This window comes from Vibrio sp. HS-50-1, from assembly GCF_024747315.1.
GTDB classification, from domain to species: Bacteria; Pseudomonadota; Gammaproteobacteria; order Enterobacterales; family Vibrionaceae; genus Vibrio; species Vibrio diabolicus.
Window position 1 is genome coordinate 185,075 of the sequence record NZ_JAMPZF010000048.1, and the last position, 23,268, is coordinate 208,342.

Annotated in this window: 25 protein-coding genes; 12 read left to right on the forward strand and 13 right to left on the reverse strand. The window is 44.4% G+C overall.

Going from position 1 to position 23,268, the window contains the following annotated elements:
- Window positions 1-66: 66 nt before the first annotated feature.
- The gene (locus NDJ01_RS20190; protein ID WP_258587224.1) at window positions 67-807 is read left to right on the forward strand and encodes a DNA-binding transcriptional regulator YciT; all 741 of its coding nucleotides are present in this window, start codon (window positions 67-69) and stop codon (window positions 805-807) included.
- Window positions 808-810: 3 nt separating this feature from the next.
- Here NDJ01_RS20190 and NDJ01_RS20195 read toward each other — a convergent pair whose 3' ends face one another.
- Genes NDJ01_RS20195 through NDJ01_RS20205 form a run of 3 tightly spaced genes read right to left on the reverse strand, consistent with a single transcriptional unit; the run spans window position 811 to window position 2,608 of the window.
- Complete coding sequence (locus NDJ01_RS20195) at window positions 811-1,167, reverse strand: VOC family protein (protein WP_048624733.1); 357 nt, start codon at window positions 1,165-1,167, stop codon at window positions 811-813.
- A 29-nt stretch (window positions 1,168-1,196) separates the two neighbouring features.
- Window positions 1,197-1,850, reverse strand: coding sequence for an isochorismatase family protein (locus NDJ01_RS20200; protein ID WP_005392655.1), 654 nt, complete (start codon window positions 1,848-1,850; stop codon window positions 1,197-1,199).
- Window positions 1,851-1,882: 32 nt separating this feature from the next.
- Window positions 1,883-2,608: an NUDIX domain-containing protein gene (locus NDJ01_RS20205; protein WP_005373953.1), complete on the reverse strand. Its 726-nt coding sequence runs from the start codon at window positions 2,606-2,608 to the stop codon at window positions 1,883-1,885.
- Between the two features lie 299 nt (window positions 2,609-2,907).
- On the opposite strand from NDJ01_RS20205, the gene pncB reads away from it, so the two are divergent.
- From pncB to NDJ01_RS20225, 4 genes are all read left to right on the forward strand, one after another.
- Entirely contained in the window at window positions 2,908-4,218 is a 1,311-nt protein-coding gene (pncB, locus tag NDJ01_RS20210) for a nicotinate phosphoribosyltransferase (RefSeq protein ID WP_074190011.1), read from the forward strand.
- A 334-nt stretch (window positions 4,219-4,552) separates the two neighbouring features.
- On the forward strand, window positions 4,553-4,912 hold the full coding sequence (locus NDJ01_RS20215) for a hypothetical protein (protein WP_005373947.1): 360 nt from the start codon (window positions 4,553-4,555) through the stop codon (window positions 4,910-4,912).
- Window positions 4,913-5,126: 214 nt separating this feature from the next.
- Complete coding sequence (locus tag NDJ01_RS20220) at window positions 5,127-5,645, forward strand: glycine zipper 2TM domain-containing protein (protein ID WP_226420366.1); 519 nt, start codon at window positions 5,127-5,129, stop codon at window positions 5,643-5,645.
- Between the two features lie 170 nt (window positions 5,646-5,815).
- Complete coding sequence (locus NDJ01_RS20225; protein ID WP_258587225.1) at window positions 5,816-6,595, forward strand: methyltransferase domain-containing protein; 780 nt, start codon at window positions 5,816-5,818, stop codon at window positions 6,593-6,595.
- Window positions 6,596-6,659: 64 nt separating this feature from the next.
- On the opposite strand, the gene NDJ01_RS20230 is transcribed toward NDJ01_RS20225, so the two are convergent.
- Complete coding sequence (locus NDJ01_RS20230) at window positions 6,660-7,556, reverse strand: DMT family transporter (RefSeq protein ID WP_046873824.1); 897 nt, start codon at window positions 7,554-7,556, stop codon at window positions 6,660-6,662.
- Window positions 7,557-7,650: 94 nt separating this feature from the next.
- Between NDJ01_RS20230 and NDJ01_RS20235 the strand changes: the two genes are divergently transcribed.
- From NDJ01_RS20235 to NDJ01_RS20245, 3 genes are all read left to right on the forward strand, one after another.
- On the forward strand, window positions 7,651-8,535 hold the full coding sequence (locus NDJ01_RS20235; protein ID WP_005392662.1) for a LysR family transcriptional regulator: 885 nt from the start codon (window positions 7,651-7,653) through the stop codon (window positions 8,533-8,535).
- A gap of 180 nt (window positions 8,536-8,715) precedes the next feature.
- The gene (locus tag NDJ01_RS20240) at window positions 8,716-9,330 is read left to right on the forward strand and encodes an outer membrane beta-barrel protein (protein WP_005373936.1); all 615 of its coding nucleotides are present in this window, start codon (window positions 8,716-8,718) and stop codon (window positions 9,328-9,330) included.
- Between the two features lie 159 nt (window positions 9,331-9,489).
- Window positions 9,490-11,157 carry an ABC transporter substrate-binding protein gene (locus NDJ01_RS20245; RefSeq protein WP_065646364.1) on the forward strand — a complete coding sequence of 556 codons (1,668 nt, stop codon included), beginning with the start codon at window positions 9,490-9,492 and terminating at the stop codon, window positions 11,155-11,157.
- 75 nt (window positions 11,158-11,232) lie between these two features.
- Here NDJ01_RS20245 and ompV read toward each other — a convergent pair whose 3' ends face one another.
- The 4 genes from ompV to NDJ01_RS20265 form a co-directional block, all read right to left on the reverse strand.
- Window positions 11,233-12,009, reverse strand: coding sequence for an outer membrane protein OmpV (ompV, locus tag NDJ01_RS20250; protein ID WP_005392665.1), 777 nt, complete (start codon window positions 12,007-12,009; stop codon window positions 11,233-11,235).
- A 219-nt stretch (window positions 12,010-12,228) separates the two neighbouring features.
- The gene (locus NDJ01_RS20255) at window positions 12,229-12,765 is read right to left on the reverse strand and encodes a copper resistance protein NlpE (protein ID WP_258587226.1); all 537 of its coding nucleotides are present in this window, start codon (window positions 12,763-12,765) and stop codon (window positions 12,229-12,231) included.
- Between the two features lie 257 nt (window positions 12,766-13,022).
- Entirely contained in the window at window positions 13,023-14,252 is a 1,230-nt protein-coding gene (locus NDJ01_RS20260) for a glycine betaine/L-proline ABC transporter ATP-binding protein (protein WP_258431889.1), read from the reverse strand.
- The gene (locus tag NDJ01_RS20265; protein WP_046873819.1) at window positions 14,245-15,144 is read right to left on the reverse strand and encodes a proline/glycine betaine ABC transporter permease; all 900 of its coding nucleotides are present in this window, start codon (window positions 15,142-15,144) and stop codon (window positions 14,245-14,247) included. Before NDJ01_RS20265 ends, NDJ01_RS20260 begins: the two co-directional genes overlap by 8 nt.
- Before the next feature lie 503 nt (window positions 15,145-15,647).
- Here NDJ01_RS20265 and NDJ01_RS20270 point away from each other — a divergent pair.
- From NDJ01_RS20270 to nqrM, 3 genes are read left to right on the forward strand one after another with little or no spacing between them, the layout of a single operon-like run.
- A complete protein-coding gene (locus NDJ01_RS20270; protein WP_005392669.1) occupies window positions 15,648-15,938 on the forward strand; it encodes a DUF134 domain-containing protein in 291 nt (96 codons plus the stop codon).
- Complete coding sequence (locus NDJ01_RS20275) at window positions 15,935-16,450, forward strand: NifB/NifX family molybdenum-iron cluster-binding protein (RefSeq protein WP_065646366.1); 516 nt, start codon at window positions 15,935-15,937, stop codon at window positions 16,448-16,450. The genes NDJ01_RS20270 and NDJ01_RS20275 overlap by 4 nt, the downstream gene beginning before the upstream one ends.
- 1 nt (window position 16,451) lies before the next feature.
- Entirely contained in the window at window positions 16,452-16,661 is a 210-nt protein-coding gene (nqrM, locus tag NDJ01_RS20280; protein ID WP_005392671.1) for a (Na+)-NQR maturation NqrM, read from the forward strand.
- Here nqrM and NDJ01_RS20285 read toward each other — a convergent pair.
- The gene (locus tag NDJ01_RS20285) at window positions 16,639-17,433 is read right to left on the reverse strand and encodes an aminoglycoside phosphotransferase family protein (protein WP_258431890.1); all 795 of its coding nucleotides are present in this window, start codon (window positions 17,431-17,433) and stop codon (window positions 16,639-16,641) included. The genes nqrM and NDJ01_RS20285 overlap by 23 nt on opposite strands.
- 210 nt (window positions 17,434-17,643) lie before the next feature.
- Between NDJ01_RS20285 and NDJ01_RS20290 the strand changes: the two genes are divergently transcribed.
- Window positions 17,644-17,838 (forward strand): hypothetical protein, encoded by a 195-nt coding sequence (locus NDJ01_RS20290; RefSeq protein WP_005392673.1) that lies wholly within the window; start codon window positions 17,644-17,646, stop codon window positions 17,836-17,838.
- A gap of 75 nt (window positions 17,839-17,913) precedes the next feature.
- On the opposite strand, the gene fusA is transcribed toward NDJ01_RS20290, so the two are convergent.
- From fusA to NDJ01_RS20310, 4 genes are all read right to left on the reverse strand, one after another.
- Window positions 17,914-19,938, reverse strand: a complete 2,025-nt coding sequence (gene fusA / locus NDJ01_RS20295; protein ID WP_258587227.1) for an elongation factor G — start codon at window positions 19,936-19,938, stop codon at window positions 17,914-17,916.
- 293 nt (window positions 19,939-20,231) lie between these two features.
- Window positions 20,232-21,224: an N-acetyl-D-Glu racemase DgcA gene (gene dgcA / locus NDJ01_RS20300; RefSeq protein ID WP_139059291.1), complete on the reverse strand. Its 993-nt coding sequence runs from the start codon at window positions 21,222-21,224 to the stop codon at window positions 20,232-20,234.
- Window positions 21,225-21,274: 50 nt separating this feature from the next.
- Window positions 21,275-22,279: an N-acetyltransferase DgcN gene (dgcN, locus tag NDJ01_RS20305; protein ID WP_258587569.1), complete on the reverse strand. Its 1,005-nt coding sequence runs from the start codon at window positions 22,277-22,279 to the stop codon at window positions 21,275-21,277.
- A 101-nt stretch (window positions 22,280-22,380) separates the two neighbouring features.
- Complete coding sequence (locus NDJ01_RS20310; RefSeq protein ID WP_258587228.1) at window positions 22,381-23,262, reverse strand: LysR family transcriptional regulator; 882 nt, start codon at window positions 23,260-23,262, stop codon at window positions 22,381-22,383.
- Window positions 23,263-23,268: the final 6 nt, after the last annotated feature.

The window sequence follows — 23,268 nt, forward strand, 5'->3', positions numbered from 1 at the left end:
CACAGGCTGCTTTCATATGAAAGTATTCGGGCGTATACTGCAAGCTCATTAATAAGGAGCGAGCCTGTGAACCCAAGACAAAATGAAATCCTGCAATTAGTGAATGATCGTAAACGCGTTCAAGTCACGGAGCTTTCTGACATTATCGGCGTGTCGGGCGTGACCATCAGGCAGGATTTGAATTTTCTGGAGCAACAGGGCTATCTAAAGCGCGTACACGGCGCAGCTACCGCATTGCAAAGTGATGATATTGATACCCGATTAGAAGTCCGTTTCGATATTAAACAATCACTTGCAAATAAAGCGGCAGACTTGGTCGCGCCAAGTGAGACAGTGCTGATTGAAGGTGGGAGTGCAAACGCATTACTGGCTCGCACTTTAGCTGAACGCGGCGATGTGACCATCATTACCCCATCGGCGTACATTGCCCATCTCATCCGTAACACCTCAGCCAACATTATCTTGCTTGGTGGTGTGTATCAGCATCAAGGCGAGAGCCTCGTTGGCCCGCTCACCAAACTCTGTATTGAGAACATTCACTTCAGCACGGCTTTCTTGGGTATCGACGGATTTCACCAAGACACTGGTTTTACTAGCCGGGACATGATGCGTGCCGACATCGCAGAGGCCATTATGGCAAAGAATAGACGTAACATCGTACTGACGGACTCCAGTAAATTTGGACAGATTTATCCTTCTTCAATTGGCAATACCAACGAAATATCGGTGTTGTTAACCGACAAAGCCGCTCCGAAAAGCGACCTTGAGCAAATCAAAAAACTAGGTGTGGAAGTGGTGTTGGGGTAAGTACTAATGGCTCTCCGACCATACTGCGAATTCATTTCCACTTGGTTCGGTGAAGTGGAATCGACAGCCGCCGGGAAATTCGAAAATAGGGCGGATAATTTTTCCACCATGCTGCTCAACTTTTATCTGCGTGGCCTGAATATCTGAGCTATAAAACACTAAAAGTGCGCCACCATTTGCGGTTTGGTTTACAAACTCAGATTTGAAGAATCCGCCATCTAACCCTTGTCCTGAAAATGCAGAGTATTCAGGACCATAATCGATAAAGGTCCAGTCAAAGGTACGCTCAAAAAATTGTTTTGTAGCGTTAATATTGGTGGAACCAAATTCAACGTAATTCAATTTTTCATGTTGATGCATAGTGAAATCCTTCTCGGTTACTATCGTCTCTAGGCGAATTTTTCTACGATGATGTCATCCGCTTTTTCGACAAATAATGCGCCTTGATCCTTGAGCTCTGTAAGCACATTTTCAACATTATCAGGCAGTACTGCGCGAGTTGAAGCAAGGTTGACCACCACATTGTAGCCAAGATCCAGTGCTTGCATGACGGATTTCTTCACACAAAAATCTAGCGCGAGACCGCCGATCACTAGGGTATCAATCCCGTTGAATTTTAGAAATTCATGTGCGCCTGTCGTTTTAGTATCGGCAATATCATGGAAGAAAATACCGTAAGGATGCGCATCAGGATCCATGCCTTTATTAACTTGAAAATCATAGTCCAAAACAGGTGGTAAACCGTCTAGCAGTTCAGAACCTGTTGTGCCAAGCACACAATGGCGGTTCCATTTTATATCCACATTGGGTAGACCGACGGGTTCAAGCATGTTGGCTGGTGTTTCTGCATCCCATTTTGCTTTCGGTGGGTGCAAGTCACGGCTCACCAGTTTTAATCGGCCTTTGGCATGATTACTCAGAAGCTCCGGTACGATTTCCAACGCACCTGCAACGGGTAGTTCATTTGGACATAACTCACTAAAGCCTTTCTCTGGATCAACGTCGATCACTGCTGTAGTTTGATAGTTTACTCGAACAGTCATGGCAGACTCCTTGTCTGTCTGATTGCCTGCGTTTATCCACGCAAACAGTTTTGAAAAAAGGTTACTTCGTCGCTAGTCAGCGTATATACCATTGCGGGTTTTCCACCTTTGCCTTTGTTGGTAGAAGCGACTTTATTGGTAGGTTTTAGTACGCCTGAATCTATCAAGCGGCGCTTAATCGTCATTCGGCTAATATCAATACCAAACTCTTGATAAGCAGAAATGATGTCCGCAACCAAAAACTCTTTGTCTAATGCAAACAAAAGAACCGATGTGTATTCAATGGATGCACGAAGCTTCTGCCACGCTTTTTCAATGGTTTTTTGATGGTCAAACGCGAGAGTTTCTTCTCCATTGAGTATAGCTTGTAGCGAAAACCATTTTAGTTGGCACTCTGGTACACCAGCATTGTTGATTTGCTCTACATTGTTACGATCGACCAAGGCGTAGTGCGTAATGTTTAAGCTCCAGTCTTCTGGATCACGCTTTGGATCACCGTCGATAAACGCTTCGCTAAAATGACGAGGGTAGGTATGGATTTTCTCGCGGCAAATTCGGCGACGCGCCGCCTCAAAGTTTTCATCGGCCGGGCGTCCTCCTTCACTGGTTAAGTCTTTATCAAAGACAAATCCGCCCGGTAGTGCCCAGACTCCATGGTATGGCCGATTTGGATTTGAACGTTTAATCAACAACACTTCCAGTCCTTTATCGGCACAGCCAGATAGCCTGAATGGAATAATGTCGACAGATACGATCATGGTTGGGTCCTAATATTGATTTGTAAGTAATCTAGCGCATAACAAGTGGTCAATCAATGGGTAAGTAACGAGTTGTGCGAAACGTTTTTGTTAGTGCTTCATAGTACGCCTTGAGTATAAATCTACGAATTAATCTGACTTATTCACAATCTGTGTGCGAATTCTAGACAGAAAAACCTTATAAAAATGAGTGGTTAGTAACAAAAGTTGACAAACTATAGATGGGTGTTTATTGTTTACGCAAATTAGTTAGTAACAAAAAGTTATATACCCAGGAAGGGCGTGTAGAAGGGCACCTAATGACCACCAAACTATTTTCTTCCCGCATCATTCAAAGCGCTTTGGATTTTGATGTCTACAAAGTCAATATGATGAGCGCAGTAACAGCGCTTTACCCTGATGCGATGGTGTCATACAAATTTATTGTGCGTAGCGAGGAAGATCTCTCTGAACTGCTACCAGAGGTAAAAGCAGAAGTTCTTAAACTGCAAGACATTCAATTTACGCAAGAAGAGATCGAATACATCAAGCGTGTCGCGCCTTACCTGAATCCTGATTTTGTTGATGCACTGCGCCATTTCCGTTTCAATCCACAAAGTGATGTCTCTTTCCACAATAAAGCCATGGCTGATGGCTCAAGCCAGTTACGCATTACTATTAATGGCTTGTGGCGAGATACTATTTTGTACGAAACGATCATAATGAGTATCGTGTCTGAAGTTCGTAGCCGTCAGCGTTGGTCAGATATCCCTGTAGCGCAATTTACCACCGTTTTAGAAGAGAAAGTTCGGTACCTAAAATCCGAACTAAAACGTCGTAACATCACTAACTTTAAGTTTTCTGATATGTCGACGCGTCGACGTTTTTCCTTTCAAGCTCAGCGCACCATGCTGGAGTTCTTGTGCCAGGAAGTGCCGGAATGTTTGACAGGAACAAGCAACTACCACTTAGCAAAAGAACTGAATTTGACGCCTATCGGTACCGTTGCTCATGAATGGTTTATGGGCCATCAAGCTCTGGTGAATGTGCGAGATTCGCAAAAAGTGGCTTTGCAACGTTGGCAAAAAATGTTTAACGGTGCACTAGGTATTGCACTGACCGACACGATTGGTATTGATGCCTTCCTTAAAGACTTTGATGAAGAGCTAAGTAACGCGTATTTCGGTGTGCGTCACGATAGTGGTTGTCCTTATAGCTGGGGTGAAAAAATGATTGCACACTACCAGTCGCTTAATATAGACCCATTAACAAAAACACTGGTGTTTACCGACGGACTTAACTTCGAACAAGCGTTAGATATTTGCGAGTATTTCCAAGGACGTATTCAGGTGAGTTTTGGTATCGGTACTTTTCTTGCGAACGATATGGGTGATTATGTCAATAAAGAGGGTGAAGCCTACCAGCCACTTTCTATCGTGATCAAAATGGTCACGTGCAATGGTTCACCAGTCGCAAAAATCAGTGACGAACCTGAGAAAGCCATGTGTGAAGATATCTTCTTTTTGATGAACCTCAAGCGCCGCTTCGAGCAACCTCTTGATTTAAATGAGTGTCGTAAACTGATTGATCGTCTAGAAACTGAAGGTCAAAACTATCTCATCGACGCGTAGGCGTTATCCCTCCTTCTTGATAAGCACCCTCTATCGTTACGACAAATTTATATAGACAAACGTAGAGGGTGATTTCGTTATAGTAATACGCAGAAGTAACCAGATACAGCGTAGGAAAGCACTCGAAAATGAGGTTGTTTTTTTGATGTGCTATGTGCCTATGATTGGTGTAAATCGATTCGTTACAGCATCGTGGAAGGTGTATTTTCATCGGACACTAAACTCAGTCTAATCACGTAGTTTATTCCCACGTACCATGAGGTCACTCGGGTATAGACGTCTATCTGCTTTTATGACTTTGGGCTTCGCGTAATTGCTTGAATCAGGAGTCAAAATGAACCTAGTAGTACATTTGCAAAAGAAAGCGATCCGAAAATATGGCTATGAGATGGCAACTCGGCAGGCATGGAAATGTGGCATCAAGGCAAATCTTGTTAAGCGCGTGATCGGCCTTTTTAAAGGACAAATTGTTTGTGTGGTTGAAGGTTGTCGAGCAGAGTTTTCTTCTCCTCTTAATAACCCCCTTCACGAAGATGACAAGCAAGGGCGATATGTGTTTGTTGGCGGTGTATGCTGGGAACCAAACAACATTATAGCGCCTGGTTTCCCTGATTTTATGTTTATGCACGTGCGTAATCTAAGCCACCGTCATAAGTATTTAACGGATGACGAACTATTTTTGAGCTTGGCTTAAAAATAAATCTCATAGACTAGTCCAGCCCAATCATAATCAGTAGTGATACAGTTTTAGCTCTGTTGACACGCTGCTGAGTGTTTCTTGACGTATCTTTTATAAAACAGTGTTTCTTTACTTGTTAATGACAGAGGGTTTGTTTTCGTCTGATGTGATTTCCCTTTTGCGATTTACCATAACGCTCATCAAAGCAAACCATACTGGGATGTAAATCATGAATATGAAATCTATCGCAATTGCAACGGCAGTTGTTGCTGTACTAGCAGGCTGTAAAGACAAAACGCCACCAGCTCCAACTCAAGCAAACATTACTTTGGTTGAAGCGGTGACTGAAACGGTGAAAAAGCCGCACCAAGTATGTAAAGACGTGGTAGTAACCGAGCAAGTTGCCCCTACGGACGATAATAAAATTATTGGTACGGTTGGTGGCGCAGCAGCTGGAGCAGCGTTGGGCAACCAAATCGGAGGTGGCTCAGGTAAAGTGATTGCAACTGCAGCTGGTACGATTGCTGGTGCATTGACAGGTCGTAAGATCCAGGAAAATGTGCAAAAAGGCGATGTAGTAACAACGACTAAAAAACAGTGTCATACAGAATATACGACATCTGATAAAGTAGTGGGTTACGACGTCACTTACGAAGTTTCAGGTGCGCCAACGACGGTTCGCTTAGCGAGCAAGCCAGCGACAAAAACGTTCCCAATTCAAGATGGCAAAGTTGTTCTTCCGCAATAACTAGCTCCTCAACCGAAGTAATTAACAAGCCCTTTTATCTTTGAGATGAAAGGGCTTTTTCACATAAGCGGTGTTTTCATCTATTTTCCCGCGGGAATGTGCAGCCAGAATTACCAGCTAATTTCAGCGTTCGATACAATCACTTTTCTAAAAGTACGAACGGAAAAAACATGGAAGATTTTTACCTGACCGATCGCGGTTTAGCTGGTTATTTCGAAGCGCACTGGTTCGATAAGTTCATCGAAGATAAGCAGATTGATACGATAACCAGTCGCTCAAAACAAGTCCCACTCTCTTTTTTGTCATCACCACATTGTTCCCAAGTCGCTGACTTTATTGCGCAGATGGCACTCGAGAGCGGCGTTCAGCCGTGTTCCCTACTTGAGGTTGGGGCGGCGCTGGGAAGAAACTATTATGAGTTAGTGCAACGCTTACCTAGTCTTAAAGAAGCGACGCTGGTTGAGCCTTCAAATAGGTTAATGGATGGCTTTAAGCAGCTTTTAATAGAAGAACAACGGGTCGAGTTAACTTATCTGCACGATTTGAACACCATAAACACGTTAGAAGTAGAGAATAGAGATATCGTGCAAAAATGTGCTCATGTTGATTTGACGCTGATTAACCAACCTTTTGAGCACGATACTCTCCAGTCTAGCTTTGACTTAGTCGTATGTTTGAACGTGGTTGATCAATGTGAGTCGCCACTTAGCGTGATTAACGCTCTAAAAGAAGCCACCAAGGTTGGCGGGCTGATGGTTGTCTCTTGCACTTATCAGTGGAACGCGAAACACATCAAAAATGAAGAAGAAGCGGTCGATGATATCAAAGCGTACTTTGCTGAAGGTTGGCGTTTAGTATCGGAAGCCGATCATGAATATCGCATCCGGTTTAATGATCGTTTTGCAAGGCAGTTTTTATCTCATGTGGTCGCTTACATCAGAATGGATTAGAGCCACATAAAAAAACCGAGTACTTACGACTCGGTTTTTTTAGTCTTTGAGATAGAGCGCGATTTTAAGTAACGTGAGCCTCTTTTTGTTCTCGCTCTTGCTGAGCTTGCAGCTTTTTCTTGCGACGCTCTCGTTTAGAAAGCCAAACCAGCGGCACAACAATCATTATTGTTCCTATCGCCATGAATATGTCTGGCACTTCTCCAAACCAGATTAATCCCACAAACACGGCACCAATTAAGCCACTGTATTCAGCGCTGGCAATTTTGTTGCTATCAATCGAGCGGTAAGCGATCACACATGTTGCCGCATAAATCATGATGAACAAACTTGAGCCAGCAGCGACAGGGAAAGCACTCCAGTCCCAAGGTTCCGCTTCGATCAGAACAAGTAAGAAAGCCACGGGAATACCTGCCAAGTTTGTCATTAATAGCGTTTGCATGACGGACTGATTTTTTGGCAGTTTTCTAATAAGCAAGTTATTGATTGCCAGGGTAATAGCCACAACTAAAGCCGAAATCGCTGCCCAGTCGATTTGATCTGGACGAATGATGACCAACACACCAGCAAAGCCCATGATCGCAGCCGCGACCGATTGTTTAGACAGCTGTTCGCCAAAAAATATCGCGGCAAGCGGCAGCATGATTAATGGCGCGGCGTAGAAGATTGCGTTCGCAGTTGCGAGCGGTAAAGATGAAATCGCCAAAACCATAAATATAGCACCAAGCAACCACACGTGAGCGCGGACAGCATGCCATTTAAATCCTTCAAGAAAATGAGTCTTTTTTGTCAGCAAGCAGACAGGCAGTAGGAAAAGCACTGCGGAAATTTGTCGGAAAAAGACAAACTGAAAAATAGGCACTTCATTTCCGACACTTTTAATTAAAGAGTCCGAAAGCACCGCAATGAGATTCCCAACAATTAATAGCAGCATAGCTGCGCCGACCGATGTAACTTTCACTTATTTCCTCTCCTCTTTCTTTGCCAAAGAGTAGGTGATGTCATAGGATGAAGTGAAGTGATATTTATTAGTTTAAGTATGAGATTTTTAGATAATGAAATTGCCACCACTCAGAGCGGTTCACTGTTTTGAATCTGTCGCTCGAAACTCTAGCTTTTCGCTTGCGGCTGAAGAGCTCAATGTGACGCAAAGTGCCGTTAGTCATCAGATACGATTATTGGAAGATTATTTGGGCGAGTCATTATTTATTCGTCAAGGAAGAAAGCTCTCTTTATCGGATACTGGTGCTCGTTATTTAGAGGATATTAGCCCGGCAATTAGCTCTATTGCGATGGCCAGCCAAAAGGTGAGAGAAGGGGACAAAGGCAGCATACGTTTGGCGATTTATAGTTCGCTTGCCGTAAAGTGGCTTATTCCGCGTTTGTCTGATTTTAAGCGGTTACATCCGGAAATCGATCTGACACTCAATATGGTTGTTGGTGATCCTGAGCAGACAGATAGCGTTGGTGATTGTTTTATCACGGTAGAGAAGCCAAAGCGCAACTATATGTCGGTGAAGTTATACGCGGAAACGCTGTATCCGGTATGCAGCCATAAAATTTGGAAAGAGTTACAAGATCAACCCATTCCAGAAGCGCTTTGGCGATATCCTATTTTGTCAACAGACTCTATTTATCGTGAGAGAGGAAAAGACTGGGCAGAGTGGTGCAGAGCGGGTGGTTACACTTTGCCGAAAGATGTCGATGTTCAACATTTTAGTCATATGTTGCTGGCAATTGAGGCTGCACGTTATGACCAAGGCATCGCATTTGCGAATGATTTTATGCTCAATGAAAGAGATAAAGCGCATGATTTGGTGTATATCCCTTCTCATGGATTAGAGACGGGGGACAGCTTTTATTTTATTCATAAAAAGAGCCGAGCCAAGCAGGCGGAAATCATCAAACTCACCAATTGGTTGAAGCAACAGTGCTTGTAAAATGACTAAATTGTCATAATTAAGAAATAAAGTGGCAAAGTTGTGTTTAAATATTTCATGTTTTATTGAGTTTTTATTCATTAACATCAACTTGGTTTTGAAACCGAGTGAAATGGATAGCATGACGTGCTTAAGGATGGGCAAAACACAACCTCAATAATTAACAGGCAGTGAAATACAATGTTTAAAAAAACATGGCTAATGACAGCCCTTCTAGCAACATGTTCTGTTGCAAACGCAGCTCCTTACGTTGGCGCATCGGTAGGTCAAGCATCGTTTGGTGATGTTAATGGCTCTATCAATGGTGGTGGTACCAACGCTAGCACTAAGCTTAAACTTGAAGATGACTCAAGCCTTTCAGGTAAAGTATTTGGTGGTTACAAATTCAACGAATACATTTCTCTAGAAGCAGCCATTGGTGGCTACGACGCTTTAGACGGCAAAGTTGTTACTGTTGGTGATATGAAGTATCTATCGATTCAACCAAAGGCGACTCTACCTATTGGTGATCGTTTCAACCTTTTTGCTAAAGCTGGTCTTTCTTACTTCAATGCTGAATTCAAAATTAGCAACTCTGTGATTGACGGTAGCGCAGGCCATACCACCATTTCTGACAGCACTGTGACAGGCATGTACGGTTTAGGCGCAGAGTTCGCTATTACAGAAAACTTTGCTCTGCAAGTTGAATGGGAATACATGATGCCTGAGCTAGACATTGCGAAATTTGGTAATGAAAAAGTAACGGTTGATGCTGACATCAACGTGTTCTCTGTAGGTATGAGTTACCGTTTCTAAGAATACTTATTCAAGTTACCTCTTGGCTTAGTACACGTTTTTGACTTCTGTTGGTCGAGCTGAGTCCAAGCTTTGAATATGTTTAGATATAGCACAGGAAGTTTAGTTGCTAAGCGTCCTGTGCTATTTTTTGCTTTGGAATAACTCTTAGGAATCTTTGTGAACGATGTCAATCTTAGGTATCTGGATCTACTGTTAAAGCACTTTGAACCTCATCAATATCACTTCGTTACGCTGTCTGAGCTTGAAGTGGTAATTTGTACGTCAAGGCGCAATGTTTCTATTGTGATGAAAAAGCTTGCCACTTACGGTTGGGTAGATTGGAAACCTGCAATTGGCAGAAGTAACGCCAGCCGTCTGAATATTACTATTTCCCTTCAACAAGCGATGACCGAATTTTTGGTTGAGGAGCTTGGTCGGGGAAGAATGAACTCGATAACAAAACTTATCGATTGGTTCGGCCAAAGTGCTGTCAGGGCGTTGACGATTGCCTCTGAAAAAGTGAACCAGTTGAATGAGTCAAATAATGCTATTTTGATCTCCTCTTACCCTTGGGTGTCTAAGGTCGATCCTGCGAATACTTATCGTCATACTGAACTGCATGTGGCGAAAAGTGTTTATGATGTTTTGCTGACTCAAAATTCCAATGGTGGCATTGAGCCTTCGCTAGCACATGAGTGGAAAATGGAAGGCAATGTGATGACGTTATGGTTGAGACCTGGAATATATCGTCACGATGGCGAACTTCTCAGCATACAAGATGTTGTTTGGAGCATAGAAAGACTTAAGGAAATAAAAGGACCAGTACACGAGCTCTGGCAATGTATTGACAGTGTGATTACCGAAACATCGAGCTGCTTAAAAATTACATTGAAACATCCGAACATGTTTTTTCCATATATGCTAGCCACTCCTCACGCTTCTATTCTTTGTCGAGATGTTGTTTCTTTCGGTTCTGGTTATTCTTACCACATAGGCACCGGACCATTTAAAATCAGTGGTTGGAACCAAGAGAGTATGCTTCTTCAAGCACACAAAGAATATTTTTCAGCGCGCGCATTGTTAGACCAAATTACGCTGTCTCATGGTGATGTTAAAACCCTGAATATGTTGAGTTTTAACCAAATCTCTGATCACGTTGAAGTGGAAAAAATCAGCGCATTTTCATATTTGACCTATCGTGAACGCGCGGACTCTAATCTCGCAAAAGAAGATTGGCATCAACTCGCCGATTACATCAATGCGCAAAAGAGAATCTATGAGGCGCAAAGTGCCGTTGACAGCATTCAGTTAGCGACTCAAGAGCAAGATTTACTAATCGCAGAGGCTGTTGTGACGCCTAAGCTACAGGGTAAAGTAGCGCTAGCCGAGCCAATCTGGACGATACCAAGTTTAATTCGTCACTCTGAGTGGTTGCACCGTGTGATTCGTGCGACGGGATTAGAGCTAGAGATCGTCATTATTGATGACATTAGTTTTCCTGAAGTCGTATCACATCGAGCGGACTTGCTCCTAATTGAAGAAGTCATGGAAGCGCCGTTTGAGTATGGCGTATTTGAATGGCTATCGATAGCAACAGGTTTGCGTTTTAGTTTTGATCAAAGCCAGATGTTGATCCATCGAGAAAACCTTCGTGAAGCCATGACAAATGCTCAATCTTTACAATCTCTTTTAGGTGTAGAAAAAGCGTTACGAGAGCAGTATCTTTATTTGCCTTTATTTGTTGGCTATGAAGAGGTGACAAAAACACAGCAAGTGCGCGGTGTTCAGGTGAAAAATACGGGTTATAGCGATTTGCATCGTCTCTGGATCGCTCACTCTAACTAGCATATTTCGATACGGTGAGCATAGAGTATGAATACATAAAGCCATCGCAATGATGGCTTTATGTGGAATGTAGAGTTAGAAGTTGTACGACACACTCGCACCAACAACCCATTGATTTGCACTATCAACAATCGAGGAATCGCTGATACCGCTGCCTAGGCGAGTGTATTGTGTCATTTGGCTCACTTGCCAGTTATCGTTGATTGGCATGACTAGCTTGTAGCCTAAACCATAGCTTACTGTTGAATCACCTTTGTACGCTTTGCGGTTTGCATTTGCTTCGCGTTGTTTTACGCCAAAGTAGTAATCTACGTAGTCTTCACTTTGATAAGTTAGGTTAGCAAAAGGAACAAAATCAACACTACCGAAGTTCATAATGTGGAAGTAAGTTGCGCCCGCTAAGTAACCTTTGTAAGCACCACTGATATCATGCTGAAGGTATGTTGAAATCACATTGTGTTGATCTAACGTAAAGTCAGTGTTCAAACCTAAATCGACAGCAAAGCGACGTTTATCCGTGCCTTTCAGGCTCTTTGCAATATCACCGTCACGCATGACACCACTGCCAACAAGGTAAGCACTCATGTTGATTAATTCATTGGTGTTACCGAAGAAGCGGTAGTTAATGCCACTTAGATCGGCGTTAAAGTCGTCACCATGGTAACCGCCATTTAGAATTGGAGCTGTATTGTATTTTTGATCTTTGAAAAGATCGCTGCCATGAGCCACTCCGACTTCCGCGTTCCAGCCACCTTCATTGTTGTAGATGTTACCGTTACGAATATAAGTATCACCAGCAACCGCTGAACCAGCAGCAGTCAGAGTTAGTAGTGCAATTAATGTCTTTTTCATCATTTTTCCGAGTTGTTCTGATTTGTTTTGAACACTGTACAAAATGAAGTTGTAAGCCTCTATCAGCAAAGCGTATGGAAATGTAATGAACCATCAGGATAAGAAGCGGAATGTAAGATCGGAGAAGGAAGATAAGAAAGACAACCGCCGTCGATGGAAAGAAAAAATCCGAGCTGGGGTAGCTCGGATTTAGATTATTTATCAGGTATCGATATTGACTTATTGTTGTTTCGTTAAATTGTATAACGGTGCTAGGTCACCTGTTACTTTTTCGCCATTCATGTCTAGCTTCATAAGTACATTTTCACCAACAAAGTATTGGTTTGGTGCATCTTCGTTTGTCAACGTTACGATGCTGCCGTTTGCATCCCAAGTGAATTGGCCTTCAGACTTTGACTGACCGTCTTCTTTGTCTTGGTAGCTTTCTTCAAGTACGTAAGTGCCATCTTGATTTAGTGTGATGGTCACGTCGATACCTGAACAATCCGCACATGGAAGCGTACCTTTGTATGTGCCGTTCCAGTCAAGGGCATTTTGTGCGTTATGCTCAGAGTCTACAAATGTTTCTTCAGTGATGACTTGTTCTTCTGCTACTGGCAGCGTGTCAATTGTCTCTGTAGTAACTTCTGCGCTAGTAGTGACTTCAGTTTCCGTCGCTTGAGGTACTTCAACTGCGCTTGTTTCGGCAGGTTTCTCATCTTGACAGCCTGCAAGAATGATTACCGCGCCTGTTAGTGCCAACATTGTTTTTTTCATTTTATCCCTCTTTAAATCAAGATTTTGTATGAGAGTAATAGTAGACATTTATCAGGTATTTGCGTCATCAAAAAGCAATAGAATGATCTATATATGTCAATAAAACCGAATATGAGCATGAAATTGTCAGGAAAATCAGAACAATGTAAATGTTGATTGGGATATCAAGCTTGAGTCTACAAATAAATACCTAGAGGGGTGGGAGGCAGAGACAGTGAAAACAGCCCACATTGCTGTAAGCAGTTTTATTAAATCAGTTAAGAGGCCTTATCGATGTTTGAACGTGAGGTGCTTCGTTTTGTGCTGTCTTCATCAGCGAATAAACCAGCAACAGTACGACGCTCTAATTCACCTTTCAAATGGCCATGCTCATCGACAACGGGCAGTGAGTATTCGCACGACATGGTTTCAGTCAATATTTGCTCAATGGCTGAATGGGGAGAGATGATAGGTACTTCTTCATAGATATCATCATCCCAGCTTGGGGTTTGAGCTAACTTCGTCGCGTCTAGTAACCCTTGTTGCGTTATCACGCCTTGATAGCCTGCATCGGTCACATGATAAGCATAATCACGTTTTACACGTTTCATCTCACTGAGCGCTTCTTCAATGGTTTTAGCGGCAATGTGATATGAAGGTGGCTGCATCACAGTCTCAACCGTCAATGCTCGCGCTCTATTGACGTCTTTTACAAAGGCTTCAACGTACTCATCGGCAGGATGTAGCAATATTTCGTCTGGTGAACCTTGTTGGACAAGCTCACCGTCTTTAAGGATCGCAATGCGATCGCCAAGGCGCAGTGCTTCATCTAAGTCGTGAGTAATAAAAACAATCGTTTTGTGTAACTGCTGTTGCAGTTCTATTAACTGATCCTGCATTTCGCTCCGAATCAGAGGGTCCAATGCTGAGAAAGCCTCGTCCATCAACAGTATTTCGGCGTCGGTAGCCAGTGCCCGTGCAAGGCCCACACGCTGTTGCTGACCACCTGATAGCTGAGCGGGATACTGGTTCTCATAACCCGTTAATCCAACGGTATCCAACCATTCGTTTGCTTTTTCTAAGCGCGCTTCTTTACTTATTCCTTGAATTTCCAAACCGTAAGCGATGTTGTCGATAACAGTGCGATGAGGCAATAAGCCAAAACGTTGAAACACCATCGACATCTTATGACGACGAAACTGCTCTAACTCCTTGTTAGAAAGCTGCATGACATCTACCCCTTCCACCAAAATCTGTCCCATGGTTGGATCGATTAGGCGATTGAAGTGGCGAATCATGGTGGACTTACCTGAACCGGATAAACCCATGATGACGAAAATCTCGCCCTTTTTAATTTGGAGGTTGATGTCTTTTAGCCCGACCGTGTGCCCCGTTTCCGCCAACACGTGTTCTTTACTATGTCCCAACTTGACGCGCTCAATCACGCTGTTGGGTTTGGGGCCGAAGATTTTATACAGACCGCTGATTTCGATAAGTGGACTAGTCATGCTTTAAATCTCCTAGATGGGCTTGAGTGCGTTTCGCATACGCTTGTGAAGCGCGGTCGAAAAGAATCGCTAGGGCGACAATGGCTAGACCATTTAAAAGACCAAGAGTGAAATATTGATTGGTAATCGACTTAAGAACGGGCTGGCCCAAACCTTTTACCCCAATCATCGATGCGATGACAACCATCGACAGTGCCATCATTATCGTTTGGTTGATTCCCGCCATGATGGTTGGCATTGCGAGCGGAAGTTGGACCCCAAAAAGCCGCTGTTTACTGCTGGCACCAAATGCGGTTGCGGCTTCCAACACTTCTTTATCCACCAAACGAATACCCAAATTAGTTAAACGAATAACAGGTGGAATCGCGTAGATTACTACTGCGATGAGGCCAGGAATTTTGCCGATCCCGAGTAACATAACAACTGGGATGAGGTACACAAATGCTGGCATGGTCTGCATGACGTCGAGTAATGGCGTCACAACAGACTGAATACGATTAGAGCGCGCCATGGCGATGCCGATAGGGATCCCGAGTGTGATTGCCAGCATGGTACACACCGTGATAATACTGAGCGTGCGCATTGTGTCTTCCCACATGCCGAAGTAGCCAATCAGGATAAGTGAGCCAAAACATGCGATAGCCAGTTTCCAAGAGCGACTAGCGGCATAAACGAGGGCGGTGCAGACGCCTAAAACAACGACCCAAGGTGTTGAAATAAGCAGTTTTTCAAACCAGACAAGAAATGAAAGGAGCGGATCAAAGAGAGACTCGATAAGTTCACCATATTCACGAGAGAAATCTCGGTAGGCGCCATCGAGTGTTTTGCGAATCGCTCTAAGATCAGAGCGATCCATTTCTGGGAATTCGCTGAGCCAATTCGAGTCAGACATATTTACTTCCTTTTCTGATATATCTAGGTGCCCTCAAGAGACGTGATTCAGCAAGAATGGCTGGGATCGTAGACCAAGTAATGATTGGTGGTTCGATAGGTCCTCCATCTATTGTTTTACCCGTTAGGCTCATTTCAATGCAGTCGACCTGCACTTTATAGTTACTTAGGTAGACACCCTTTTAATAAAATAATCATTAGTGTTCAAATGAATGATTTGATCGGATTATAGTTTTTCTTCTCCAATAAAATGAATACATTAGCGCGTATTTGTATGAAAAGTCTGCGCAAACTAACGTTTTTATTATCTAGATAATTAGAATTGATCTTTTTGCTCGTTTGTCACCAAAGTTTGTAAATTTTTAGATGTCTAATTAATCCTGATGTCTTACGTATTTATCGTGTCGATTTTTGCAAACTTAGTTTATTGGCATATGCTAAAAAATGTTATTGGCATATGCCAACTTAAGGCGTAATTTGACCCTGTGTTTTTGAGGGATAATGATGGCAAGACCAAAGATAGAAAGACGAATATGCGGACGTGCTGCACACCATTGTTTCAAACCCAATGGCGTGCCATTTCATCAGTTGGAGCAAGTCGCCATATTACCAGAAGAGCTAGAAGCACTGCGTTTGGCCGATTTAGAGGGTCTTAGCCAGCAGCAAGCTGCTGAACAGATGGGCGTCTCTAGACAAACTTTTGGTAACACAGTAAAAAGTGCAAGATTGAAAGTCGCAAAAAGTTTAGTTGAAGGTCATGCATTAGTTTTTCCGGATGAGGAGTCAAACTTATGATTTATGCTATTCCTAATGATGGTGAGCGGGTGGCAAACCACTTTGTTAAAGCACCATATATTGCTATTTATTCTGATACTGACGGTATGCTAAAAAACTTAGCGAACATTGCTTCGATGCCACAAGCAGGTTGCAATGCGAAGTCTCAGTTAGTTCAGTCTCTGCAAGAGTATAATGTGGAGGCTGTACTTGTACGAAATATCGGTGAACGCGCACTAGAAAAATTACTTCGTAGTGGCACGCAAGTATTCAGGCTTTCTACCCGTAGCTCATTGGAAGATGTACTTGCGGTTCCAAGAGAGCCTCTCATTGAGCCGTCTCAAGGTCGTCCCTCAAACAATCATAAGAAAAATGCTCACAAGCCAAAAGGCGGTTGCGGTTCCTGTGGTTGTGGTGGCAAAAAATCCAAACCCTCCTTGCTGGCAAGACCGAAAGCACCAACAGGGCTGCTTAAAGTGACATCTCGCCCTGCTATACTTAGGCTAAAGACGATGGCTAATAAGGCAGGTTAATATGGTTTGGTTATTTACCTTTCTTGGTTTTCTCGCAATCATTTTGTTGATGTCGCTTGGCGTCATTTTCCACAACAAGCGTATTCAAGGGAGTTGTGGCGGATTGAATAATGTCGGTGTTGATAAGGTGTGCAATTGTGAAACCTCTTGTGCCGAGCCTGAAAGACGTTTGTATCAAATATCCGAACCTAACTCGTCATCTGAGCGCTAAGATCTTTTGCCCATTTCGGTAAGGTGTGTTTAAACCAGTCAATGTATTTACTGGTCTGCGGGTTCTGTCTCGAGACCAGTATGTTCACCACTTCTACCACCATCCACGTTTTAGCTATTGCAATCGTTCTTGCTAAATTACTCGCATCGCCTTGATTTGCCGTCTTGGTATAGGTATGCGCCACAGCAAGATAATCTTCGAATGTGCCCATGCCCTTGACTAGTGGCGCTAAATCTATCGCGATATGCCCTGTCGAAAAACGTTCCCAGTCGAACAGCACCAAATCGCCATTATCTCGTCGCCCCCAGTTCCCGGCATTGGTGTCTCCAGAGATCAAATTTTTGGCGTTGAAAAGCGGGCTGGATTGCTCTTGTAGCTGATAGAAGAACCGCTCTGTTTTTGCGTCTAGTTTGAGCGTGCTTAAAGCTTGGGAAGTGGCAGGTTGTGTCCACTGATGAGGATGATAAACACCATTTGATGTCGGAGATAGTCTATGTATTTTAGCTAGTTGTTCTATCACGCGCGGCTCTTCAAGCAGGAATTCTTGATTGACAGAGTGCGGGATATACTCGATTCGTAACGTATTTTGTTGGTGATCGTAATCAATGAGCTCAGGTACAAGAATGCCAAGTTCATTGAATGGTTTAGCCTGGTGTTGATAAAAAGCGACCTCAACCTGTTCTACCTGCTGTTTTTCAATGAATGAAATGCCGTGTTTTTCTACCAGATAAACTTTGGCACTGCCCATCTGGTTAAGCTCTTGCCTTGACATGAGACATCCTGTTTTTTGATGGTGGAACCTTCACTTACCTTAAACGCGAAAGGTGTGTGCGCCAAGAATACTTAAAGAGAACATTGAAACAAAATAATGCAATGGTTTGAGTATAAAATTGTCGCTAGTGTCTAAATTTTACACAGTGGCTTTTACGCATCGTTAACCACGTTCTACGCTTAATATTCGATTTAAACAAGGAGAACCAATATGGCTGTAATAAAGCAGGATATTCCAAATCGTGTAACGGTTTATCATGACAATGTCGATCAAGAACAAGAGCTGAAAAATGCGATGCTGCCAGAGAAACCGCGCTACTTTAACGGTGCTCCGACTTACAAAGCGAACAGCATCGAAGAGTTTGAAAATAAAATCAGTCAGATCGGTTTGTCTCTCGATAAATAAATTTTAATTTACCTAAAAGCGCCCTCAAAATGAGGGCGCTTTTTTATTTGTATGATTGATTTTAATCGCAGGGAATTAACCTTGTTGAGCACTGCCTTGGCAGACTTGTTTTTGCACTGCTGGTGGCGCGGGCTCGTAATGGCTTAAAGTCATACTAAAACTGCCTTCACCACCCGTGATAGCTCGCAATCGACGAGCGTAATCTTGCAACTCGTTTACTGGCGATTTGGCTTTCAACAACGTGAATTGGCCATCAATCGGTTCGGTGCCTTCTATTAATCCTCGATTACCTGACAAATCCCCAGACACGTCACCGACGTTTGTGGTTGGGACGTGTAACTCCATTTGGACAATGGGCTCCAGCACAATAGGATCAGCGTTGTTGATCGCATCTAAAAAGGCTTTCTTACCTGCGATGACAAACGCAATTTCTTTCGAATCGACGGAGTGATATTTACCGTCATAAACGGTGACTTCCACATCCTTGATTGGGTTGCCGGAAATCGCTCCTTCTTCGAGTACTTGTAAAATACCTTTTTCGACCGCGGGAATAAGCGCGGTTGGAATTGCACCACCCACCACTTTGTTGATGAACTTAAATCCGGCACTGCGCTCGAGTGGGCGAACCTTCAATTGCACTTCACCAAACTGGCCTGCACCGCCACTTTGTTTTTTGTGTCGATAATGCCCTTCGGCAGGTTTGGTGATGGTTTCAAAGTATTCGACGCTTGGTTGGCAGGTTTCGACGTCCAGCTTGTACACGTTCGCCATCTTTTCTAATGCGACTTTGAGGTGAAACTCCCCTTGGCCGCTGATGATGGTTTCGTTGGTGCGAGCGCGATGTTCGATGCGCAGCGAAGGATCTTCACTGGCGATTTTATTCAGCACATCTCCCAATTTTTGCTCATCTCCACGCTTAAGAGGCTTCAAGCACAAAGAATACATGGAGTCAGGAAGGTCCAACGTTTTAAGTTGAACACCATCTTCTTCGTGAGAGTCATGAACGATTGAATCGAATTCGAGATCATCCATTTTGGCTAAAACGCAGAAGTCGCCTGCAAGCGCGCGAGGGATCTCAGTTCTATCTTTGCCCTGCAGTTGATATAAGTGCCCAACTTTAAATGCCTTGTTGCTTTCGCCAATATAAAGCTGGCTGCCCGCATTGATTTCACCCTGATACACACGTAAGTAGGCAAGTTTTCCCATATATGGGTCGACGCTGACTTTGTACACGTGTGCGACGGTGTGCTCTAAGGTTTCGCAATTTACTTTGATTTTTTTGCCGTTCTTTTCCAATAGAGGAGGGTTACCTTCGTTTGGCATGGGCATGATCTCCGCCAAGGTGCGTAGCAGCAGCTCGACGCCCGCGCCAGTTTGTGCTGAGACAAAACAGACCGGAATCACATGCCCAGTTCTCAGTGCTTCTTCAAACGGATCATGCAGTTGCTCTGCAGTGAGTTCGGAGCCTTGTTCCAGATACAGTTCCATCAGTTCTTCATCGACTTCGATAACTTGGTCAATTAAGGTCTCATGAGCTTCATCTACCGTTGCAAGTAAGGTTTCTCGTCCCAATTCTGGTTCGAAATAGCAGTCAACTACAGATTCCCCGTCAGCCGAAGGTAAGTTGATCGGCAAGCAGTGGTCACCAAAATGCTCAACGATGTTCTCCATCAATCTTTCTAACTGATTACCGTGGTTATCGAGCTTATTGATGATGATCATCTGACATTTTTGCTGCTCTTTAGCAAAGGTGAATAAGCGATCGGAAGTTTGGTTAAGTGGGGTTTGAGGGTCGATGACAAGGGCAGATGTTTCAACGGCAGGAAAAACGCTGATAGTACGGCCAAGTAACTCGTTTTGTCCCGGAGTGTCGATGATATTGAGCCGGTGTTTATTCCAACGCAGTGCGACTGGCGTTGCTTCAATACTGTGTTGATATTGGATGGATTGAGGGTCGAAGTCGGTAACAGTATCGCCTTTTTCTACGCTGCCTAAATGGTGGGTGGCATCGCAGGTGAAGAGCAGTTTTTCTATCAGTGTGGTTTTACCGGTCCCGGTTTGACCGACAAAAGCGATATTGCGTATTTTATTGATAGGCATAGAGCCTCCTTGCAAGATGGCGTGAAAAACCTACGAATTGCTAGGAAGTGGGTTGTTATAGAAACCCACGCACTGCATTGGAGTAGGGCGGGATTACCGCCTATTCGTTTTCCACGTCATTTTCCGGATGACTCGATGCATAAGACCACCTTCTTGGACCACAGTAATCTTAGCATGCCTCAATAACCATATAATTTATGTGACTTATTTCATGATGGAGCTGATTGTTTTTTAATCGAGATCATAAACTCAGAGGTTCTGACTTTTGGAGCAAAACCTCTGGATTGTTTAGGCTATTTGGAAAGAACGATTTCGCCGTCGCGATAAACCAAGCTTGGCGTTACATCTTGTCCTAGTAACACCGGGCCATCAAGATCGACAACGCTCGCCTGAGCTGCAATAGGTAACGCGGCTCGCATCGCCAGCGACGTCCCCAACATACAACCGGACATGAGGCTAAAACCGAGTTTTTGGGCGTCGTCGGCTAATAATAGTGCTTCAGTGAGCCCGCCAGTTTTATCTAGCTTAATATTCACCATTTCATATTTGCCAACCAACTGATGCAATTGCTCTCTGGTGTGACAACTTTCATCGGCGCAAAGTGGAATGGGGTGCGGAATGCTGGCGAGTACGTCATCGCAGTCTTGTGGCAACGGTTGTTCGATCATGGTGATGTCTAGCGGTTCGAGTTGAGCAAATACCGTCGCGAGGTCGAGGCCTTGCCACGCTTCATTCGCATCTAAAACAATTTGCGCGTGCGGCGCAGCATCGCGTACTGCTGCAACGCGCTCAAGCACGTGTTCACCATCCAGTTTTACCTTAAGCAGTTTTGCGCCTTGGCTAAGGTAAGCTTGTGCCTGTTTTGCCATCGCTTGCGGCGTGTCGATAGAAACCGTCATCGCCGTCACAATCGCCTCTGGTAACGTAAAGAGGTCGTGAACCTGTTGCTTGTGGCTCAAAAGCGCGTGAAGATGCCAAAGGGCGCAATCCAATGCATTTCTTGCCGCCCCCGCGGGCAATAACGATTGAAGCTGGCTTTTGAGAACCATGACATCAGCTTCGCCTTTGGCGTACAAACTTTGCAGTTCATGTGCGGCGTGAGAAATCGCCTTAATCACCGATTCAACCGATTCACCATAACGAGGGTATGGCGTGCATTCACCTTGGGCGGTCATGCCTCGATGTTCAATTGTCACTCGGACTACGTGGCACTCTGTCCGACTGCCGCGAGAGATGCGAAATGGTGTCGCCATGGCAAGCGTGACAGGTTCTACATGAATTTTCATCTCACTAGTTTTCCCTAAACCACAGTTATTTTCTAAACCGTAAATGTTTCTTAAATCGTAAGGAGCCTATCTGCAACCGCATCAACGCCAAAACGTACAGGGTCGGTGACGGGCACTTGGTATTTGTCGCTCCAATCCTGGCATAACTGGGCTGCATCTTCTTCGCTGAGCGCCGAAGTGTTTAAGCAAATACCCACTAATTGAGCGTTTGGATTTGTTAGACGAGCAGCGGCCAGATTCGCTTCTATCGTTTGTTCAATAGTTGGCAAGCTCGCATGTGGTAAGTTGCGGATGTGCGGGCGACCAATCTCATGGCACAGTATCAGAGCGTCAGCTTGTGCGCCGTGAAGTAAGCCCAAACTTACGCCAGCAAACGAAGGGTTAAACAATGAACCTTGCCCTTCGATGATGTCCCAATCGTGATCGGTGAACTCAGGGCTGATCGCTTCTACTGCGCCGGAGATAAAATCGGCAACTACAGCATCAATCGAAATGCCACTGCCTGCGATGAGAATTCCGGTTTGACCCGTTGCTTTGAACTCTGCACGACAGTTTTTACGCTTCAATGCATGCTCAATGGCAAGGGCAGAGTACATTTTGCCAACGGAGCAATCTGTCCCTACAGTAAGTACTCGCTTGCCTGCGCGAGCTTTGCTATTGCCGACCTTGAGCGGGGCATCATAATGGCGAACATCATACAGTTTGGTTAATCCGCGTTGTTCTAGATCGGCAAGGGGAGCAAATTCCGCCAAACGTTGGTGCATGCCCGATGCAATTTCAAATCCCATCTCTGCCGCTTCAAGTAAGGTTGCTTGCCAAGCTTCGGGAATGACGCCTCCTGGATTTGCTGTTCCGAGCACCAGCGTTTTTGCTCCTTGCTGCTGCGCTTGTTGTAGTGTCATGTCGGTTAAACCAAGCGATACGGTTTCTGGCGTCAGGCGGATTTGGCCAAGGCAAATCTCAGGTCGCCATTGATATATGCCACGCGCGGTTTTTGCAGCGAGTGGATCGGTTACATCGCCAAGAAAGAGTAGGTAAGGTTGAGCAATTTGCATGATGGTTCCCTTCGTCATCGTTATTGCTCATTAATGTAGCCAGACTGATTTAGGAAACCGAATGCTTATTTGTTAGGCAGGTATAACTTCAAGTTATACCTTTAAACCATCTGTTGTTTTAGGGCGGTGATAAATTGCTTTGTCGCAATGGATTGAGGCGTGTGCTCTGCGAATAAAATAGAGACAGAGAAGGACATGTTTGGCTCCAAAGCATGCACGGAGACGGCATTATCTTGGCGATATTGTTTTGCAGTCCATGGGTCTACAATGGCGAACCCTGCTTGGTGTTTCACCAGTTCAGCCGCTGCGGAGTAGCTGCGCACGGTGATGGCATGTTGATAATGCTCGTCACGCGCCGATAAGGTTTGATGCAGCAATAAGCCCAGAGGGTCTCGGCTATCTAAACCGATAATGGGTAAATCGTGCCTGAAGAGTTCTTCTAAAATGACGGTTTTTTCTGCGGGTATCGCTGCGCTTTTAGGAGCGATCAGTGCTAAGTTTTCTTTCAATAACACGTGCCCTATGATCGCTGGTGGTGTTTCTTCACCGAACGCGATGGCGACATCCAATTCATGTTTCAGCAACCCGGAGCACAGCTCATCGCGATTGGCCGTTAAGAGCTCAAAGGAGATGCCGTGTTCTTTCGACAACAACGCGACAGTCGGCGCTAACAAGTGCGCAGCCAAAACAGGCGGGGCACCGACTCGTAAATGTTGAGTTCCCTGTTTGACTTTGTTGGTCAGAGAGCGAAATTGTCCGAGTTGTTGATAGACCTTTTCTGCCTCTGGCAATAAGGCTTTGGCTTCTTGAGTGGGAACGAGACGCCCCTTTACACGCTCAAATAAAGCGAAGCTCAGTTGTTGTTCTGTATGGGCGAGAACTCGAGTGACATTAGGTTGGGAAACGTGCAGTAAGCGAGCCGCACCAGACACCGTTCCTGCTTGCATAATGGCGTAAAAGACTTCCAATTGTCTTAAGTTCACTGCGAA